This window comes from Ruania rhizosphaerae (genome assembly GCF_009805705.1).
Classification (GTDB): domain Bacteria; phylum Actinomycetota; class Actinomycetes; order Actinomycetales; family Beutenbergiaceae; genus Ruania; species Ruania rhizosphaerae.
This window is the reverse complement of sequence record NZ_VSMB01000008.1, coordinates 131,759-149,357: the sequence shown is the minus strand read 5'-3', so window position 1 is coordinate 149,357 and position 17,599 is coordinate 131,759. Positions and strand designations below refer to the sequence as shown.

The following is a 17,599-nucleotide window of genomic DNA, read 5'->3' as shown; positions in this document are numbered from 1 at the left end:
TCAGAGAGTGCCCAGCCAGTTGCGCAGCAGCTCGGCTCCGGCGTCCCCGGACTTCTCCGGGTGGAACTGGGTCGCGCGCAGCGGGCCGTTCTCGGCGGCGGCGACGAATCGCGTCGGTCCGTGCTGGGACCAGGTGACGTCGACGAAGTCAGGCGCGCTGCGGGCTGCGTAGGAGTGGACGAAGTAGAAGCGTTCACGCTCGATTCCCGCGAAGAGCGCACTGTTCTCGGGGGGTTCGACGGTAGACCAGCCCATGTGCGGCACCACGGGGGCGTCCAGCCGTTCGACGACGCCTTCCCACTGGTCGAGCCCTTCGGCCGGTGCACCGTGCTCCTCGCCGCGGGTGAACATCACCTGCAGGCCGACGCAGATCCCGAGCACCGGCCGGCCGCCGGCGAGCCGGAGGTCGATCAGTCGCGGGGCGCCGACGCTGCGCAACCCCTCCATCACGGAGGCGAACGCCCCAACTCCGGGCACGACGAGCCCATCTGCCGCGAGGGCTGCCTCCGGATCGGCGGTGAGCTCGACCGCTGCGCCGACGCGTTCGAGAGCGCGGACAGCGGAGCGGACGTTGCCCGATCCATAGTCGAGGACGACGACGCGGTGGGTACTCATGGACGCTTCCTCTTGGTCGCCTTCGAGAGCAGCCGCGCTGCCTGCCAACGGCTCAGCTCCTTCGGTGCGAGCCGGCCCGGTGCATCGGCCGGCGCGAGCATGCCGAGCAGGATCTGCTCGACGACATCGTCGGCGTGAGCGAGCATTAGTCCGGCGGCGACTTCCTCACCGGCCTCTCCTGCGGTGTACTGGCGGCCCGTGATCGTGCCGGTCAGACCCTCGTCGCCGGTCCCGAGACGCGCGGTCAGTAACACCACCCCGGCCTTGGAGGTGCGTGAGAGCGTGACCGCCAGCTCATCCGCCTCGGCGGGCGGGCCGCCGAGCAGTTCACTCGGGTCGTCGGCGCTGGTCTCGATCACCCGGGCCGCGAGCGCACCCCGGCGAGTGGGCACGATGTCGGCGTCGATCTTCGCCATCGCGCACAGCCCCGCGAGCGCCGGCGCGGACGCAATCGGCGTCAGTACAACGGCGACCACCCGGCGGCGCGCAGGCTCGTCGGCAGCATCGGACCCGGTACGACGGGGCCCGGCGTCCGGATTCGCCGCACCGGCCTCGTGGGCTCGATCGGCTCCGTCGGCTCCGTCGGCTCCGTCGGCTCCGTCGGCTCCGTCGGCTCCGTCGGCCTGATTGTCACTGCTGCCGGCGACCTCATCCGCATCCGCGTCGTCCACGGCACGGTCGTGCACTACACGCTCAGGCTCGACAGCCTCACCGAACTCCTGCGCGAAGGCGGCCTCGAAGGCGTCCGCGTCGAACTCCGGCTCCCCGGGAGGCGGAGTCTCCTCCCGCCCGGTCACAGCAGTCCCTTGGTCGAGGGCACCCCCGAGACGCGGGCGTCGGGTGCCACGGCGGCCCGCAGCGCCCGCGCCAGCGCCTTGAACTGCGCCTCGACGATGTGATGCGGGTCGCGACCTGCCAGCACTCGCACGTGCAGGCAGATGCCGGCGTGGAAGGCGATCGCCTCCAGCACGTGCCGGGTCAGCGAACCGGTGAAGTGACCGCCGATGAGGTGGTATTCCTGCCCGGCAGGCTCACCGGAGTGCACCAGGAACGGGCGCCCGGAGACGTCGACCACTGCCTGCGCGAGCGCCTCGTCCAGGGGCACGAGCGCGTCACCGAAGCGTGCGATCCGGGACTTGTCTCCGAGGGCCTGTCGCAGCGCCTGCCCCAGGCAGATCGCTGTGTCCTCCACGGTGTGGTGGACATCGATGTCGGTGTCACCGCTGGCGCGCACGGTCAGGTCGATGAGGGAGTGCTTGCCGAGCGCAGTCAGCATGTGGTCGTAGAAGGGGACGGTTGTGGCCACATCCACGGCACCGGTGCCGTCCAGGTCCAGCTCCACCATCACGCTCGACTCGGAGGTGGTGCGCTCGATCCGCGCCACCCGCCTCGTCTGCTCCTCGGACTGGCTCATCGGCCGGTCACCTCCTTCAGTGCGCCCCGGAAGGCGGCCATCTGGTCAGCGGTCCCGATCGAGACACGCAGGTACTGCTTCGGTCCAGTCTCCCGGATGAGCACGCCCCGGTCGAGCAGCCCCTGCCACACGGCGTGACGGTCCTCGAACGGGCCGAACAGCACGAAGTTCGCATCGGTGTCGGCCACCGTGAAACCCTGGTCTCGCAACCAGGTCACGCACGCGTCTCGCTCGGCACGCAGCTGCGTCACCTGCGCCTGCAGCGCATCGGTGTGCCGCAGCGCAGCGCGTGCAACCGCCTGCGTCACAGCCGAGAGGTGGTAGGGCAGGCGCACGATGCGCAGGCAGTCCACCAGCCGTGGCGCCGCCGCAAGGTAGCCCACACGTGCTCCGGCGAGGGCGAAGGCCTTGGACATCGTCCGGGCCACCGCCAGGTGCGGGAAGTCGGCCAGCACCGACAGTGCTGAGGGGGTTCCCTCTCGGCGGAACTCCGCATAGGCCTCGTCGACCACGAGAACCGTCGCGGCACCGTCCGGCCCCGTGCCCTCGCACGCACGAGCGATGGCACGCACGTCGTCCAGCGGCAGGGCCGTTCCTGTCGGGTTGTTGGGGCTGGCCAGCAGCACGACGGCGGGGCGCACCTGCTCGATGTGCGCGATGGTCGCGTCGGGGTCGAGTGAGTAGTCCGGACGGCGGCTGCCCTCCACCCACTGAGTGAGGCTGTCGCGCGCGTACTCGGGGTACATCGAGTAGGTCGGTCCGAACGACATCACGGCACGGCCGGGGCCGCCGAAGGCCTGCAGCAGGTGGAGCATGACCTCGTTGGACCCGTTCGCGGCCCACACGTGGTCGGCGGTCAGGCCAGTCGCGCCGGACTCCCGCTCCAGGTACGCGGCCAGCTCGCCCCGCAGGTCACGGAAGTCACGATCGGGGTACCGGTTCAGCCCGGCCGAGGCCGCCGTGACGGAGGCTGCGATGTCCTCGATCACCTCTGCCGGCGGGGCGTAGGGATTCTCGTTGACATTGAGCAGATGCGGGACGTCGAGCTGAGGTGCGCCGTAGGGCTGCTCACCGACGAGGTCGGGACGCAGTGGAAGCTCGGGGGCGGGAGAATCGGGCACGCACGCCAGTCTAGGCGTGCCCGCGCCCTGTTCCGCCCCGATGACCGGGTGGCGGACTGGACCGTGCTCCGACTGTGCTGCCAGCTCTGATGGTGCGGTCATCGGTGCCTGCGGTTGTCTGTCCCTGCGGCCGCCGGTCCCAGCGGTCGCAGGATGGCGCGGGCCACCGGTCCCCGCGACCAGCTCAGGTGTTGTCGCGGCCGCTGAGCCGGTCCAGGAACCGCTCGAGCGGGATGCTCCCGCTCTGCCATGGAGTGAGGATCCAGGCGATCAGGTAGGCGAGCAGGCCCACGCCGGGCAGCAGGAACGCGATCAACATCAGCACGCGCACGAGGACCACGCTGACATTGGCCTGGGCGGCGAGGCCGCCGCAGATCCCACCGACCAGGCGGTCTGGTCCCCGTCGGTAGCCGAAGTTGCGGATCGCATCGAAGAAACGAGTCATGCCACCTACGCTAGGTCCGGCGTGGCCGGTCCCACATCGGGGATCGCCCTGAAACCGGCCCTGAAACCGGCCCTGAAACCGGCCCTGAGATCGGCCCTGAAACCGGCCCTGAGATCGGCCCTGAATCCGGTCTGAGCCCAGATCCGGGAAGGGCCGGCCGGAGTCCTGGGTCAGCGCCCGCGCTCGCGCCGGAGCGTGGCGGCCCGCCCGTGTGCCGGCAGGTCCTCCGACTCGGCGAGGGTCACCAGGTGATCGGTGACGTCGTCGAGTCCCTGAGCGTCGTAGCAGATCACCTGCACCGACTTCAGGTAGGCCTGCACACCCAGGCCACTCGCGTACCGGGCGGTCCCGCCGGTGGGGAGGACGTGGTTGGAACCGGCGATGTAATCCCCCAGCGGCACCGGGGAGTGCGGGCCGACGAAGATGGCGCCGGCGTTCTGGATCCGCTCCGCGACGGCCGCGGCATCGGCGGTCTGGATCTCCAGGTGTTCGGCTGCGTAGGCATCCACCACCTCGATGGCGTGGTCGAGGTCGTCTGCCAGCACGATGCCGGACTGGGCACCGGTCAGGGCGGTCCGGATCCGCTGTGCGTGCTTGGCCTCGTCGGCCTGGAGACCGATCTGGGCGGCCACGGCCTCGGCGAGCGCTGGCGAGTCGGTCACCAGCACCGACCCCGCGGCGGGGTCGTGCTCGGCCTGGGAGATCAGGTCGGCGGCGACAAAGGCCGGGTCGGCGGTCTCGTCGGCCAGCACCGCGATCTCCGTGGTGCCGGCCTCGGAGTCGATCCCCACGACACCGAGCACCGCACGCTTGGCCGCGGCAACGTAGATGTTCCCCGGCCCGGTGACCACGTCCACGGGCGGGCAACTGTTCGCCGGATCTACCGAACCGCCTGTACCGCCCGTACCCGCCGTACCGTTCGTACCGTTGATCCCGTTGATCCCGTTGATCTCGGTGGTCACGCCGTAGGCGAACATACCGATCGCCTGCGCTCCCCCGGTGGCGTAGACCTCGTCCACGCCCAGCAGGGCGCATGCGGCGAGGATCGCGGCGTCGGGCAATCCGTCGTTGTCCTTCTGCGGTGGGCTGGCCACGGCGAGCGAGCCCACGCCGGCCACCTGTGCGGGCACGACGTTCATGACCACCGACGAGACGAGGGCTGCCAGGCCGCCCGGGACGTACAGGCCGACCCGCTGCACCGGAACCCAGCGCTGACGTACCTGCGCGCCGGGCCCGAGTGACGTCGTCGCCTCCTTCGGCACCTGTGCCTCGTGGCCCAGGCGGGCCCGCCGGATCGCCTCCTCGAGCGCGGACCGCACGGTGGGGTCCAGCGCCTGCAACGCCTGGGTGAGCGCCTCGGCGGGAACGCGCAGACTGGGCGGCCGGACGCCGTCGAAGGTCTCGGCAAGGTCGGCCAGAGCTTGGGCACCCTCGTGGCGCACCCGGTGCAGGATCGGACGCACCCGCTCGGTGGCGACGTCGATATTGACCTCGGCTCGCGGCAGTGCCTCCCGGAGTTCGGCCGGGGTAAGGGTCCGTCCTCGCAGATCGATGGTGCGCAGCATGGGCCCGAGTCTACGGCGGGGCGATAATGGTGCGATGAGTCGCCCAGCCGCTGAACCTGTGCCCATCAGTGACGAGATGATCCGCCTCGGCCAGCTGCTCAAGCTCGCCGGGCTGGTGGAGGACGGGGCGTCGGCCCGGCTGCTGCTTGCCGACGACGCGGTCCAGGTCAACGGGCAGGTGGAGACCCGCCGGGGCCGTCAGCTCGTGGCCGGTGACGAGATCGAGGTCGACCTTCCCACCGGCGTCCGGAGGCTGCAGATCACAGCCTGAGGCTCACACCAGGCAGTTCGGCCCCAGGAGCGCCTTCAGATCCCCGAACAGCGCTGGGGTGCGTTCCACGCGAAGCGCGTCCTCGAGTCGCATCACCGTCGCCCGGCCAGGCGATGTGAGCCGCACGTGCACCTCGGTGACCCCGGGGTGGGTGGAGAGCACGTCCCGTAGCTGCAGGAGCACGGGTTCGCTGCATCGAGCCTCGGCGATCCGCACCGTGACCGGGGCCGACTCCCCCGCTGTCACGTCCGGCAGCGTCACCTCCATCGCCTGGAGCGAGAGGGTCTCGTCCCTGCGCCGGATCCGGCCCTTGACCACCACCACCTGATCCTGGGCGAGCGCCGTGGAGTAGGCCAGGTAGGTCTCACCGAAGAACATCACCTCGACCGAGCCCTCCATGTCCTCGATCGTGACGGCGGCCCAGGGGTTGCCCTGTTTGGACATCTTCCGCTGGAGGGAGGTGATGAGACCGGCGATCGTGACCGTCGACCCGTCCGCCCTGGTCTCATCGGTGGTGAGGGTGGCGAGGGAGACGTCCGCCGCCTGGGTGAGCACGTGCTCGATACCCGAGAGGGGGTGGTCGGAGACGTACAGGCCGAGCATCTCCCGCTCGAAGGCGAGCTTCTGCTTCTTGTCCCACTCCGGTAGGTCCGGTACCTCCACGGAGAAACCTGAGGAGCCATCGCCGTCGTCGTCGCCACCGAGCCCGGCGAACAGATCGAACTGCCCCTCGGCCTCCTTGCGCTTGACTCCGATGACGGCATCGACCGCCTGCTCGTGGATCATCAGCAGCGAACGGCGGGTGTGCCCGAGCGAATCGAACGCCCCCGCCTTGATGAGGGACTCGATGGTGCGTTTGTTGCACACCACCGCCGGGACCTTGTCGAGGAAGTCGGTGAAGGAGGTGAACGCTCCTTTCTCTTCCCGCGCCTTGGCGATCGCGGCCACCACGTTCTGCCCCACGTTGCGTACTGCGGCGAGGCCGAAGCGGATGTCCGCCCCGACCGGGGTGAACTGTGCGGCCGAATCGTTCACGTCCGGTGGCAGCACCGTGATCCGCATCCGCCGGCACTCGCCCAGGTACAGGGCGGACTTGTCCTTGTCATCGCGCGTGGAGGTCAGCAAGGCGGCCATGTACTCGGCCGGGTAGTGCGCCTTGAGGAAGGCGGTCCAGTAGGAGACCACCCCATAGGCTGCCGAGTGGGCCTTGTTGAAGGCATAGTCGGAGAACGGCAGCAGAATCTCCCACAACGTCTTCACCGCGTTGGCGGAGTAGCCATTCGCCTTCATCCCGGCCTCGAAGTTGGTGTACTCGGCATCGAGCACCGACTTCTTCTTCTTACCCATCGCGCGTCGGAGCAGATCGGCTTGGCCGAGCGAGTACCCGGCCAGTTTCTGCGCGATCTCCATCACCTGCTCCTGATAGACGATCAGGCCGTAGGTGGTACCGAGGATCGACTCCAGAGGTTCGGCAAGCTCGGGGTGAATCGGGGTGATCGGCTGCTGGCCGTTCTTGCGCAGCGCGTAGTTGGTGTGGGAGTTCGCACCCATCGGACCGGGCCGGTAGAGGGCGCCGACGGCGGAGATGTCCTCGAAGTTGTCCGGCTTCATCATCCGCAGCAGCGAACGCATACCCCCGCCATCGAGCTGGAAGAGACCGAGCGTCTCCCCCCGTCCGAGCAACTCGTAGGTGGCCCGGTCGTCCAGGGTGAGTTCCTCCACCCGCACCGGTTCCTTGCCGTTGACCACGATGTTCTCGAGGGCGTCATCGAGGATGGTGAGATTGCGCAGTCCGAGGAAGTCCATCTTCACCAGGCCGAGATCCTCACCGGCTGGGAAGTCCACCTGGGTGATCACGGCGCCGTCCTGCTCACGACGCATGATCGGGATGATGTCCAGGAGCGGTTCGCTCGCGATCACCACACCCGCCGCGTGCACGCCCCACTGGCGCTTGAGGTTCTCCAGGCCGCGCGCCGTCTCCAGCACCCGCTGGGCCTCAGGGTCGGAGTTGACCACCGATCGGAACTCATCCGCCTCGGCATATCGCTTGTCCTCCGGATCGAACATGCCGGCCAGTGAGACGTCCTTGCCCATCACGGCAGCCGGCATCGCCTTGGTGAGCTTTTCCCCCATCGCGAACGGGTACCCCAGCACACGGGAGGCGTCCTTGAGGGCCTGTTTGGCCTTGATGGTGCCGTAGGTGACGATGTAGGTGACCTTGTCCTCGCCGTACTTGTCGCTGACGTACTTGATCACCTCCCCGCGCCGGCGCTCGTCGAAGTCGATGTCGAAGTCGGGCATCGACTCACGTTCGGGGTTGAGGAACCGCTCGAAGATCAGCCCGTGCTCGAGCGGGTCCAGCTCGGTGATGCTCATGGCGTAGGCCGCGATCGACCCGGCACCCGACCCGCGGCCCGGCCCCACCCGGATGCCGTTCTCCTTGGCCCAGTTGATGAAGTCGGCGACCACGAGGTAATAGCCGGCGTAGCCCTTGCCGGTGATCACCTCGATCTCGTACTCGGCCTGCTTGCGGGAGGAATCCGGAACGGCACCGTCGTATCGCTCCTGCAGCCCGACCTCGACGGCCTTGACGAAGGTGGAGACCTCGTCCTCCCCCTCCGGCACCGGATAGTGGGGCATGTACCGGCCCACCTCCTCGGTAAAGGCCACCTCACACTGCTCGGCCACCCGGAGGGTGTTGTCACACGCCTCGGGCAGTTCGGCGAACAGCTCGCGCATCTCCTCGGCGGACTTGAGGTAGTAGCCGCTGCCGCCGAAGGCGAACCGCTTCCCGCCCTGGTCGTAGGTCGGCTCCTCCATCGTGGAGCCTGACTGCACGCACAGCAGGGCCTCATGGGCGTGGGCATCCTCGTGCTTGGTGTAGTGCAGGTCGTTCGTCGCCAGCAGTGGGGCGTTGATCTCCTTGGCCAGCCGCAGCAAGTCCTGGGTGACCCGGCGCTCGATGTCGAGCCCGTGATCCATCAGCTCAACGTAGTAGTTCTCCTTGCCGAAGATGTCCTGCAGCTCGCCCGCCGCCCGGACCGCTTCCTCGTACTGGCCCAGGCGCAGGCGGACCTGCACCTCACCCGAGGGGCATCCTGTGGTGGCGATCAGCCCCTTGCTATAGGTCTCCAGCAGCTCGCGGTCCATCCGTGGCCACTTGCCGAGCTGCCCCTCCAGCGAGGCCAGGGAGCTCATCCGGAACAGGTTGTGCATCCCCGGAGTGTCCTTGGCGAGGATCGTCATGTGCGTGTACGCACCGCGGGCAGAGACGTCATCCTTGGCCTGGTCGGCCTCGCCCCATCGCACCCGGGACTTGTCGAACCGGCTGGTGCCCGGGGTGACGTACGCCTCGACGCCGATGATCGGCTTGATCCCGTACTTGCGAGCTTTGGACCAGAAGTCATAGGCCCCGAAGAGGTAGCCGTGGTCGGTGATCGCCACCGCGCTCTGCCCCAGGCGCTGGGCTTCGGAGAACAGGTCGTCCAGGCGGGCCGCTCCGTCCAGCATCGAATATTCGGTGTGCACGTGCAGGTGGACGAAATCGGCTGCCATGCGTGCCAGTCTACGAGGTGCCACCGACGAGCAGGGGGCGCCCACACGGGTCGACCGGGAGCTCGTCAGAACCCGGTGGCGCCGGCAGCTGGCACCGGGGAGACCACTACGATCGCAGGCATCATTCACTCCCAGAGAGGCCCCATGAGCTTCCCCTCCCGCCCCTGGCAGCAGGTGGCCGCAGCCGCCGGCCTGCTCACCCCCGACGGCGCCACCAAGCCGACGATCTTCGCCGAGATGACGGCGCTGGCCACCCGTTCCGGGGCGGTGAACCTCGGGCAGGGCTTCCCGGACGAACCCGGTCCCGCAACTGTGACGGCGGAGGCGAGTAAAGCCATCCTCGACGGCGTCAACCAGTATCCGCCCGGCCCCGGAACTCCCGGGCTCCGGCGGGCGATCGCCGACCATCAGCATCGGCACTACGGGCTGCACCTGGACCCCGACAGCGAGGTGCTGGTCACCACCGGGGCGACCGAGGCGATCGCCGCAGCCGTGCTCGCCCTGGCCGGCCCCGGGGACGAGGTCCTCACCTTGGAGCCCTACTACGACTCCTATGCGGCCACGATCGCCCTCGCCGGGGCGCGCCACACGCGGGCGGCGCTGCGCCCCGGCCCCGACGGCTGGCGGCTCGACCTCGAGAGCCTGCGCTCCGCCGTCGGCGATCGTACCCGCGTGATCCTGCTGAACAGCCCGCACAATCCGACCGGCGCGGTGCTCACGACGGCCGAGCTGGCGGAGGTGGCCCGGCTGGCGCAGGCCCACGATGCGATCGTGGTGACCGACGAGGTGTACGAGCATCTGACCTATGACGGCGTCGCTCACCTCCCGATCGCCACGCTCGCCGGGATGGCCGAACGCACGCTGACGATCTCCTCGGCCGGGAAGTCGTTCTCGGTGACCGGGTGGAAGATCGGCTGGGTCAGCGGGCCGGCACCGCTGGTGGACGCAGTGCGCGCCGTCAAGCAGTTCCTCACCTACACCAGCGGCGCACCGTTCCAACCTGCGGTAGCCCTCGCCCTCGGCCTGGAGACCACCAATGGCCCGGATGCCCACTGGCTGAGCGGGCTGCGTACCTCCCTGGCACGCCGACGGGACCAGCTGACCGAGGGGCTGCGCGCGGCCGGCCTGCCTCCCGTTCCCGCGGCGGGGACCTATTTCGTCATGGCCGACGCCACCGCGCTCCTCACCGGACCACTCGCAGGCACCGGCATCAGCACCGGCGCCGAGTTGTGTCGTCGGCTGCCGGAACTGTGCGGGGTGGTCGCCGTCCCAGCGACCGCATTCACGACCACCGGCTCCCCGGTGAGTGAGTCGTTGCGCCGATGGGTGCGCTTCACCTTCGTCAAATCCGAGGCCACGATCGCCGAGGCGATGCAGCGGCTGACGAGACTGAGGAACGCAGCGCCCTGATCAGAGACCGAAGAGAACGTCCGGGAGCAGGTGCGGGATGCTCACCACTGCCCAGAACCGGCCGAATCTGCCCACGATCGAGATCGCAGCGAAGGACCACCACCTCATCCGCACCGACCCGGCGAGCACCGCCACCAGCGCGTAGGGAGGAACCCCGGCGAAGGCACTGACCCCGGTGACGGCCAGCGGTCCCCAGGCGTGCCTGGTGCACCACTCCTCGATCCTGCGCATCCGCTCCCGCCAGCGCTTGTTCGGACGAGCACGCCACCGTGCCACGTCCAGGACGCCGCGCCCGACCAGGTAGGAGAGCATCTTCCCGGCGACCTGACCGATCGCCCCCGCGAGGGCCAACCAGAGCGGCGGGACGTCAGTGACCAGCGCCGCACCCACGAGGTAGGCCTCGGCCGGTAGCACCATGACGACCGCCGACAGGGCGCAGTAACCGAACGCCGCTGCCAGCGACCACCAGTCGGCGCCCACCCCCTCAAGCCCCGCCGGGCCGAAGCGGCTTCACAGCGTCGCGGTGCCAGATCCCAGCCTCCTGGTAGTGCTCGGCACTCGCCGTGTGACTTGAGTGCGCCTCCCCCACAGCGAGCAGGTGCACCGTGCCCGGCTCGCGGTCCCGTTCATCCCGCTCGTCCGAACGCGCCACGCCCTGCTCATCGACGAACACCTCGAACCGGATGGCGTGCACGCGCGCCACGGCCTGCGGGGCGGCGGCATCGACAGTCACGACGTGCACGTCAGGCATCGCGCAGCCCGTCGAGGGCGTGCTGCAGGTCCTCGGGATAGGTGCTGCTCACCTCGACCCAGGTGCCGGAGCCGGGATGGGTGAAGCCCAGTCGCATTGCGTGCAACCACTGCCGCTGCAGCCCTAGGCGCCGGGCGAGCACCGGGTCGGCCCCATAGGTCAGGTCTCCCGCGCAGGGGTGGCCGATCGCGGACATGTGCACCCGGATCTGATGGGTGCGCCCGGTCTCGAGGTGGATCTCGAGCAACGTCGCCCGGGTCATCGCCTCGAGGGTGTCGTAGTGGGTGATGCTGGGGCGCCCGTCGGCGACCACGGCCCACTTGTAGTCATGCTTGGGATGGCGTCCGATCGGTGCGTCGACAGTGCCGGCCGTCGGGTCCGGGTGCCCCTGCACGAGGGCGTGGTAGACCTTCTCGACAGTGCGTTCCTTGAAGGCACGCTTGAGCGTGCTGTAGGCGCGCTCGCTCTTGGCCACGACCATGAGCCCGGAGGTGCCGACGTCGAGACGGTGCACGACCCCTTGCCGCTCGGCTGCCCCTGAGGTAGCGATGCGGTATCCAGCGGCCGCCAGGCCACCGATGACCGTGGGCCCGTTCCATCCCGGGCTCGGATGGGCGGCTACCCCGACCGGCTTGTCGACGACCACGATGTCGTCGTCATCGAGGCGGATGGCCATCCCGGGCACCGGCTCGGGTGGCGTGGCCGGCTCCGGAGACAGGTCCGCGATGGTGACCTCGAGCCACCCGCCGGCGGTCAGGCGGTCGGACTTGCCGAGCTCGCGCCCATCGAGCAGCACTGCACCGGTGGCGGCCAGCTCGGCAGCTTTGGTGCGGCTCAGTCCGAGAAGGCGTGCCAGCGCCGCGTCGACGCGCTCGCCGGCGAGGCCGTCCGGGACCGGCATCGACCGCACGTCAGTCATCGCGGTCCTCTCCGCGATGCGCCGGTGGGTCCTGCGAGTCGTCCTCGGCCGGTGCTGGCTTGCTGACCGGTCGTCCGCTGAGCGGAACCCCCCGGAAGCTCAGCAGGGCGATGCCGATAGCGCAGACCACGATCGCGATGTCGGCGATATTGCCGACGAAGAAGCCGGCGTAGTTGATGAAGTCGACGACGTGGCCCACTCCGAAGCCGGGCTCGCGGAACAGGCGGTCGACCAGGTTGCCGAGGTTGCCGCCGAGCAGTCCACCCAGCACCAGCGCCCAAGACCGGGATCTGAGCCGGCGGGCAAGAACGAGAATCACCACGGTGACCACGACGGCTGCGATGGTGAAGATCCATGTGGAGCCCTCGGCGAAGGAGAATGCCGCTCCGGGATTGAAGACCAGGCTGAAGCCCAGGAGGTCACCGAGGAGCGGTTGGTAGCCACCTTCCTCCAACCGGCCCAGAACCAGCTGCTTGGAGACCTGGTCGACCACCAGAATCACCAGAGCGAGTGCGAGCAGGAGGCCGCGGGCGCGAGGGCGCACAGGGGAGGTGTCGGTCGCCAGGTCGTCGGCGCGGTCGTCGTGCCCCTCGTCGTGCGTGCGTGATGCGCCAGCCATGGCGGTCGGTCTCCTCGGTCATGACGACGGCGGGCCCCCGGCTGCGGGGACCCGCCGTCTCAACAGTGCTCTGGGGCTCCGCCTACGGGCGACGTGACTCGCTCTCGTCGCCGCTGTACTGAGCCGCGATGCTGCCGCGACCTTCGACGTCGCTGAGCAGACCCTCCAGGTAGCTCTTGAGCCGGGTCCGGTAGTCGCGCTCGAAGACGCGCAGCTCGTCGATCTTGCGCTCCAGGAGCGAACGCTCACTTTCGAGCTGGCTCAGCGTGCGGTTGCGCTGCTCGTCGGCCTCCCGGGTGAGGCGCTCACCCTCCAGGCGGGCTTCGGACAGTAGGCGCTCGGCCTCGGCCTTGCCGTTGTTGACGTACTCATCGTGCAGACGCTGGGCGAGCTGCAGCATGCCCGTCGCCGACTCCGGTTCCGTCCCACCGGCAGTCATCGCGGCGGCCGCTGCCTCGGCATCCGGCGCCGCCGGCTCCGCCGGCGCGTCGTGCACGGGCTGTTCAGCCGGTGCGGCCTGCTCGGCGGGCTCCTCGGCGGCCACCGGTGAGAACTGCGTCGTCTGCTCGGCAGCGGGCTCCGCAGGCGCCGGAGCGCCGTTCGACAGCTCGGCGATACGCCGCTCGGCAGCCTCGAGCTTGGCCTTCAACTCCTCATTCTCGCCACCCACGACCCGGAGGGTGTTGACGACCTCGTCGAGGAAGTCGTCCACCTCGTCCTGGTCGTACCCCTCACGGAACTTGGTGGGTTGGAACTTCTTGTTGAGGACGTCGTCTGCCGTGAGCAGAGCCATTCTCGTCACCTCGGTCTGTGTCGGTCGGTTCAGCGATGGTGCTGACACGAAGTTTTGGGGGGTTCAGCGAGATCACCGTAGCGGATGATGACATCGTACGCGTCACATTGACGCCAAGCCTGCCAGGATCGCAAGCAGGATCCAGCAGGCGAAGAGCAGGATCAGGAAGCCGACGTCGAGCGCGATGCCCCCGATCCGCAGAGGCGGGATCAGGCGACGCAAGGCACGCAACGGCGGGTCGGTCGGCGTGTAGACGACCTCGGCAACGATGAGGGCGAGGCCCCGCGGTTTCCAGTCCCTCGCGAAATGGCTCACCCAGTCGAAGCCCATCCGGACCAGCATGGCAACCAGGAACAGCAGGACCAGGAGATAGAGGATCCCGAAGAGCCAGCCCACGTCAGCTCTGGTTGAAGAATCGGGTCGTGGTCTCCGGCTCGTGACGCTCGCTGGCCACCTCGACCGTGGCCGGTGAGAGCAGGAACACCTTGTTGGTGACCCGCTCGATGCTTCCGTGCAGGCCGAAGATCAGGCCCGCGGAGAAGTCGACGAGACGCTTGGCCTCGGCATCGGTCATATCCGTGAGGTTCATGATCACGGGAGTCCCCGCACGGAACGCCTCGCCGATGGACTTCGCATCGGTGTAGGTGCGCGGATGCACGGTGGTGATCCGACGTAGGTTGTGGCCGCTGTGGGAGGCGGCCTGACTGATCGGGGTCACCTGAGCCTCCTGTACCGCGCCGACGTAGTCGTCGTCCTCGTGGTCGTTGTCGACCTGCTCGTACCCGTCGACGTAGGACTCCTCGGCGTATCGTTCCTCGCGCTCGGCCTCAGCCTCGGAGAGGCCGAGGTACAGCATCGTCTTGCGCAGCGCTCCCATGCCTGCTCCTCTTCTGATCGGGCCAACCGGACGATCGGCGTCTGTCTAGACGCTAGACCAGTGTCGTTGCCCACCAGCACCAAGCGACTCGGCGTGTCGTTCGAGACGCACGACGCCGGCGAACCTTCCTGTGCGGCCATCGCGCCGATAGGAGTAGAGCCGCGGGTCCTCACGCGTGCACACGGCGTGGTCGTCCACCTCGGTCACCCCAGCAGCGTCCAGCTGCGCCCGGACTCCGGCACGGAGGTCGAGCGCCGGGGTCCCGTGCCAGGTGTGCGCAGCCAGTGACGGGAGCATCGCGACGCACTCGCGCTGCATCTGCTCGGGCACCTCGTAGCAGCGTCCGCAGATGGCCGGGCCGACGGCCGCACGCCGCACCTCGAAGCCCGCCTCGCGCATCTGCGCGATTGCCTGCCCGACGATCCCGGCAAGGACTCCGCGGCGCCCGGCATGGACCGCAGCCACCGCCCCTGGCACGCCTCGGTGGTCCACACCGGCCAGCAGCACCGGGAGGCAGTCCGCCACGAGAACTGCGGCCGCAGCGCAGGGATCGGTCAGCACGACGGCGTCGGCCGCCGGCTCTTCGCCCACCGGCCGCCCGGGTTGCGGATCGAACAGGACGTCGCAGGCGTGGACCTGGTTCAGGAAGACGACCGGAGCGCCAGCCCGGTCGCTCAGCATGCGGCGGTTCGCCGCGACGGTTGCGGGTTCGTCTCCTACCGCCGCACCCAGATTGAACGTGTCGTAGGGGGCGCTGCTGCGACCACCGGCCCGGGTGGTGAACCCAGCCCAGACGCCGGGTCCCAGGTCGGCGGTCAGCACCTCACTTGAGGAAGTCAGGCACGTCGAGGTCGTCCTCTCGTCGGCGGGAGTCCTCGTCGAAGACGCGCGGCACCTCGAGCGGGTTCGCCACGGGCTGCGGTTCGGCGGCCCGCTCGGGGGCGGGGGCCGGGACGGCAGGAGTCGTCTCCGCCTCTTCCTCGGGTTCCTCCGCCCGAGCGGGGACAGCCGGCGTCTCGCGCACCTCGTTGGCCGGTGCGGCCGCAGGTGCGGCAGCCGCTCGGGCAGCGGGTGCCACACCGGCCCGGCCGGGCGCACCGCTGTCGAATCCTGCAGCGATCACCGTCACCCGCACCTCGTCTCCGAGTGCGTCGTCGATGACTGCCCCGAAGATGATGTTGGCCTCCGGATGAGCGGCCTCCTGCACCAGCCGGGCGGCCTCGTGGATCTCGAACAGGCCCAGGTCGCTGCCACCCTGGATCGAGAGGAGCACCCCGTGGGCGCCGTCGATACTCGCCTCCAGCAGCGGCGAGGAGATCGCCAGCTCCGACGCCTGGACGGCGCGGTCCTCGCCTCGGGCCGAGCCGATCCCCATCAACGCGGTCCCGGCGCCCTGCATCACGGACTTGACGTCGGCGAAGTCGAGATTGATCAGACCCGGCGTGGTGATGAGGTCGGTGATGCCCTGCACACCGGAGAGCAGCACCTGGTCGGCCGACTTGAACGCGTCCAGCACGGAGACGTTCCGGTCACTGATCGAGAGCAGACGATCGTTCGGGATGACGATGAGGGTGTCGACCTCCGACCGGAGTGCCTCGATCCCAGAATCGGCCTGAACCCCCCGACGACGTCCCTCGAAGGTGAACGGGCGTGTCACCACCCCGATCGTCAGGGCGCCGAGCGACCGGGCGATCTTGGCGACGACCGGGGCACCACCGGTACCGGTCCCGCCCCCCTCGCCGGCCGTGACGAACACCATGTCGGCTCCGCGTAGGACCTCTTCGATCTCCTCGGTGTGGTCCTCGGCCGCCTTCTTGCCGACCTCAGGATCGGCGCCGGCGCCCAATCCTCGGGTCAGTTCTCGTCCGACGTCGAGCTTGACGTCGGCGTCGCTCATCAGCAAGGCCTGGGCGTCCGTGTTGACGGCGATGAACTCCACGCCCTTCAACCCGACCTCGATCATGCGGTTGACGGCGTTGACGCCTCCGCCACCGATCCCGACCACCTTGATGACCGCCAAATAGTTCTGCGGTGCCGCCACGTCGATCCCTCTCGTCCGGTGCTCGTGCTCGGGTGCTGCTGACCCACGTTTCAAACCCTAACCCTCAACTTGAGAGTAAGAGTTATGTCATTCTCTCGCACCCATGACGCTAGGTCTCTCGCCCCCGCAGGGCAACGACATCGGCGGGTGTGTCGCACAGGCATATGCCTGTGCCAGGGCTCACTCGGAGGTGATCGGTGAACGGGGCGCGGAAACGTCGTACCGGCCCGCGTCTTCCTGAAGCAACGTGCGGAGCACTTCGACCTTGAGGTCGTTCTCCACCGCACTGCCCCACATCACCTCCGCACCGCCGGCCAGCGTGAGCACCACCTGGTACGGCGTCTGTGCACCGGCACTGATCACATCCGTACGCAGCTCTCCAGGAAGCGCCGCCAGGACCGTCAGGACAGCGTCGAGGGAGTCAGCGGCCGCCTCCTCCCCCAGCGGCACGGTGACCGCGGCGAGGCCGTCCACCGGTGCGTCGTCACGCGCCACCACGACGGCGTCGGCGTCCAGCACGGCGTACTGGTCGCCGTCAGCGACCACGGCGACGGGGACTCGCGGCTCGATCGCGATGGTCAGGCCGTTGGGCCACGCGCGTCGCACCTGAACGTCGCGTACGGCGGCCAGGGCGGTGATCTGCTCCGCGAGCGCCCCGGTGTCCACGCGGGCGACCGGCTGATCATGGGCGACCTCGGCCAGTTCGAGCACTTCCTCCTCGGGCACGAACGACGAGGTCCCGCTCACCTGCACGTCCTCCGGGTGGACGGTCAGCACCGGTGAGGCGAACACGACCCAGCCGAGCACGCCCACAGTCAGCACCGAGCCCACCACGGCGAGCACCATCCGCCACCGCAGCCGGCGCACCGCCGCCCGGCGCTCGCGCAGCCGCTCCGCCAGCTGGCCCACTCCAGAAGAGTCCGGGTCAGCGGCACGCTGCACCTCACCCCGGGATCGACCGGTGGTCGCGGGCCGGTCGGCTCCGGACCGGGACCGTCCCTGCGTGGGACTCGGTTTCGACCGATCGGCCTTCCGGTCTGTCGTCTTCCGGTCTGTCGTCTTCCGGTCCGTCGCTTTCCGGCCCGCCGTCGTGGCTGCGCTGCGGCCGGCCCTCGGCGCGGACGTGGCGCGACCCCGGTTCTCCCGTTCGTCCTGCCTTCCCCGCGCTCGGTCCGCGGCGGGGCGGGAGCGCTCCGCGCGCGT

At 69.1% G+C, this 17,599-nt stretch carries 19 protein-coding genes; 2 read left to right on the top strand and 17 right to left on the bottom strand.

The genetic code is table 11. The features are described 5' to 3' along the window. From hisH to hisD, 6 genes are all read right to left on the bottom strand, one after another. Positions 1 to 615 carry an imidazole glycerol phosphate synthase subunit HisH gene (hisH, locus tag FV560_RS12610; protein WP_159621888.1) on the bottom strand — a complete coding sequence of 205 codons (615 nt, stop codon included), beginning with the start codon at positions 613 to 615 and terminating at the stop codon, positions 1 to 3. Continuing rightward, complete coding sequence (locus tag FV560_RS20145) at positions 612 to 1,412, bottom strand: hypothetical protein (protein ID WP_200837649.1); 801 nt, start codon at positions 1,410 to 1,412, stop codon at positions 612 to 614. Before FV560_RS20145 ends, hisH begins: the two co-directional genes overlap by 4 nt. Further along, on the bottom strand, positions 1,409 to 2,029 hold the full coding sequence (gene hisB, locus FV560_RS12595) for an imidazoleglycerol-phosphate dehydratase HisB (protein ID WP_159621886.1): 621 nt from the start codon (positions 2,027 to 2,029) through the stop codon (positions 1,409 to 1,411). Before hisB ends, FV560_RS20145 begins: the two co-directional genes overlap by 4 nt. Next, entirely contained in the window at positions 2,026 to 3,150 is a 1,125-nt protein-coding gene (locus tag FV560_RS12590) for a histidinol-phosphate transaminase (protein WP_235020100.1), read from the bottom strand. The genes hisB and FV560_RS12590 overlap by 4 nt, the downstream gene beginning before the upstream one ends. Positions 3,151 to 3,334: 184 nt before the next feature. Continuing rightward, on the bottom strand, positions 3,335 to 3,595 hold the full coding sequence (locus FV560_RS12585; protein ID WP_159621884.1) for a PspC domain-containing protein: 261 nt from the start codon (positions 3,593 to 3,595) through the stop codon (positions 3,335 to 3,337). Between the two features lie 170 nt (positions 3,596 to 3,765). After that, positions 3,766 to 5,160 carry a histidinol dehydrogenase gene (gene hisD, locus FV560_RS12580; protein ID WP_159621883.1) on the bottom strand — a complete coding sequence of 465 codons (1,395 nt, stop codon included), beginning with the start codon at positions 5,158 to 5,160 and terminating at the stop codon, positions 3,766 to 3,768. A 34-nt stretch (positions 5,161 to 5,194) separates the two neighbouring features. Between hisD and FV560_RS12575 the strand changes: the two genes are divergently transcribed. Then, entirely contained in the window at positions 5,195 to 5,431 is a 237-nt protein-coding gene (locus FV560_RS12575; RefSeq protein ID WP_159621882.1) for an RNA-binding S4 domain-containing protein, read from the top strand. Between the two features lie 3 nt (positions 5,432 to 5,434). On the opposite strand, the gene dnaE is transcribed toward FV560_RS12575, so the two are convergent. Next, positions 5,435 to 8,986 (bottom strand): DNA polymerase III subunit alpha, encoded by a 3,552-nt coding sequence (dnaE, locus tag FV560_RS12570; protein ID WP_159621881.1) that lies wholly within the window; start codon positions 8,984 to 8,986, stop codon positions 5,435 to 5,437. Between the two features lie 144 nt (positions 8,987 to 9,130). On the opposite strand from dnaE, the gene FV560_RS12565 reads away from it, so the two are divergent. Beyond that, complete coding sequence (locus FV560_RS12565) at positions 9,131 to 10,396, top strand: aminotransferase class I/II-fold pyridoxal phosphate-dependent enzyme (RefSeq protein WP_159621880.1); 1,266 nt, start codon at positions 9,131 to 9,133, stop codon at positions 10,394 to 10,396. Here FV560_RS12565 and FV560_RS12560 read toward each other — a convergent pair whose 3' ends face one another. From FV560_RS12560 to FV560_RS12515, 10 genes are all read right to left on the bottom strand, one after another. Then, the gene (locus FV560_RS12560) at positions 10,397 to 10,876 is read right to left on the bottom strand and encodes a YqaA family protein (protein ID WP_159621879.1); all 480 of its coding nucleotides are present in this window, start codon (positions 10,874 to 10,876) and stop codon (positions 10,397 to 10,399) included. Positions 10,877 to 10,880: 4 nt separating this feature from the next. Then, positions 10,881 to 11,147 (bottom strand): GNAT family N-acetyltransferase, encoded by a 267-nt coding sequence (locus tag FV560_RS12555; protein WP_159621878.1) that lies wholly within the window; start codon positions 11,145 to 11,147, stop codon positions 10,881 to 10,883. Next, positions 11,140 to 12,066 carry an RluA family pseudouridine synthase gene (locus tag FV560_RS12550; protein ID WP_159621877.1) on the bottom strand — a complete coding sequence of 309 codons (927 nt, stop codon included), beginning with the start codon at positions 12,064 to 12,066 and terminating at the stop codon, positions 11,140 to 11,142. Before FV560_RS12550 ends, FV560_RS12555 begins: the two co-directional genes overlap by 8 nt. Continuing rightward, a complete protein-coding gene (lspA, locus tag FV560_RS12545; protein ID WP_159621876.1) occupies positions 12,059 to 12,685 on the bottom strand; it encodes a signal peptidase II in 627 nt (208 codons plus the stop codon). The genes FV560_RS12550 and lspA overlap by 8 nt, the downstream gene beginning before the upstream one ends. An 82-nt stretch (positions 12,686 to 12,767) precedes the next feature. Then, entirely contained in the window at positions 12,768 to 13,478 is a 711-nt protein-coding gene (locus tag FV560_RS12540) for a DivIVA domain-containing protein (RefSeq protein WP_159621875.1), read from the bottom strand. A 102-nt stretch (positions 13,479 to 13,580) separates the two neighbouring features. After that, positions 13,581 to 13,874, bottom strand: a complete 294-nt coding sequence (locus tag FV560_RS12535; RefSeq protein WP_159621874.1) for a YggT family protein — start codon at positions 13,872 to 13,874, stop codon at positions 13,581 to 13,583. Position 13,875: 1 nt separating this feature from the next. Beyond that, positions 13,876 to 14,355 (bottom strand): cell division protein SepF, encoded by a 480-nt coding sequence (locus tag FV560_RS12530; RefSeq protein ID WP_159621873.1) that lies wholly within the window; start codon positions 14,353 to 14,355, stop codon positions 13,876 to 13,878. 45 nt (positions 14,356 to 14,400) lie between these two features. Next, positions 14,401 to 15,177, bottom strand: coding sequence for a purine nucleoside phosphorylase YfiH/LACC1 family protein (locus FV560_RS12525; protein WP_159621872.1), 777 nt, complete (start codon positions 15,175 to 15,177; stop codon positions 14,401 to 14,403). 1 nt (position 15,178) lies between these two features. Continuing rightward, entirely contained in the window at positions 15,179 to 16,396 is a 1,218-nt protein-coding gene (gene ftsZ / locus FV560_RS12520; RefSeq protein WP_159621871.1) for a cell division protein FtsZ, read from the bottom strand. A gap of 180 nt (positions 16,397 to 16,576) precedes the next feature. Then, entirely contained in the window at positions 16,577 to 17,338 is a 762-nt protein-coding gene (locus FV560_RS12515) for a cell division protein FtsQ/DivIB (RefSeq protein WP_159621870.1), read from the bottom strand. Positions 17,339 to 17,599: the final 261 nt, after the last annotated feature.

What these genes read in the sequence shown, in the direction of transcription:
- hisH (WP_159621888.1), bottom strand. Translation starts at nt 615, where the DNA reads ATGAGTACCCACCGCGTCGTCGTCCTCGACTATGGATCGGGCAACGTC.
- hisB (WP_159621886.1), bottom strand. Translation starts at nt 2,029, where the DNA reads ATGAGCCAGTCCGAGGAGCAGACGAGGCGGGTGGCGCGGATCGAGCGC.
- FV560_RS12585 (WP_159621884.1), bottom strand. Translation starts at nt 3,595, where the DNA reads ATGACTCGTTTCTTCGATGCGATCCGCAACTTCGGCTACCGACGGGGA.
- hisD (WP_159621883.1), bottom strand. Translation starts at nt 5,160, where the DNA reads ATGCTGCGCACCATCGATCTGCGAGGACGGACCCTTACCCCGGCCGAA.
- FV560_RS12575 (WP_159621882.1), top strand. Translation starts at nt 5,195, where the DNA reads ATGAGTCGCCCAGCCGCTGAACCTGTGCCCATCAGTGACGAGATGATC.
- dnaE (WP_159621881.1), bottom strand. Translation starts at nt 8,986, where the DNA reads ATGGCAGCCGATTTCGTCCACCTGCACGTGCACACCGAATATTCGATG.
- FV560_RS12565 (WP_159621880.1), top strand. Translation starts at nt 9,131, where the DNA reads ATGAGCTTCCCCTCCCGCCCCTGGCAGCAGGTGGCCGCAGCCGCCGGC.
- FV560_RS12555 (WP_159621878.1), bottom strand. Translation starts at nt 11,147, where the DNA reads ATGCCTGACGTGCACGTCGTGACTGTCGATGCCGCCGCCCCGCAGGCC.
- FV560_RS12550 (WP_159621877.1), bottom strand. Translation starts at nt 12,066, where the DNA reads ATGACTGACGTGCGGTCGATGCCGGTCCCGGACGGCCTCGCCGGCGAG.
- lspA (WP_159621876.1), bottom strand. Translation starts at nt 12,685, where the DNA reads ATGGCTGGCGCATCACGCACGCACGACGAGGGGCACGACGACCGCGCC.
- FV560_RS12540 (WP_159621875.1), bottom strand. Translation starts at nt 13,478, where the DNA reads ATGGCTCTGCTCACGGCAGACGACGTCCTCAACAAGAAGTTCCAACCC.
- FV560_RS12530 (WP_159621873.1), bottom strand. Translation starts at nt 14,355, where the DNA reads ATGGGAGCGCTGCGCAAGACGATGCTGTACCTCGGCCTCTCCGAGGCT.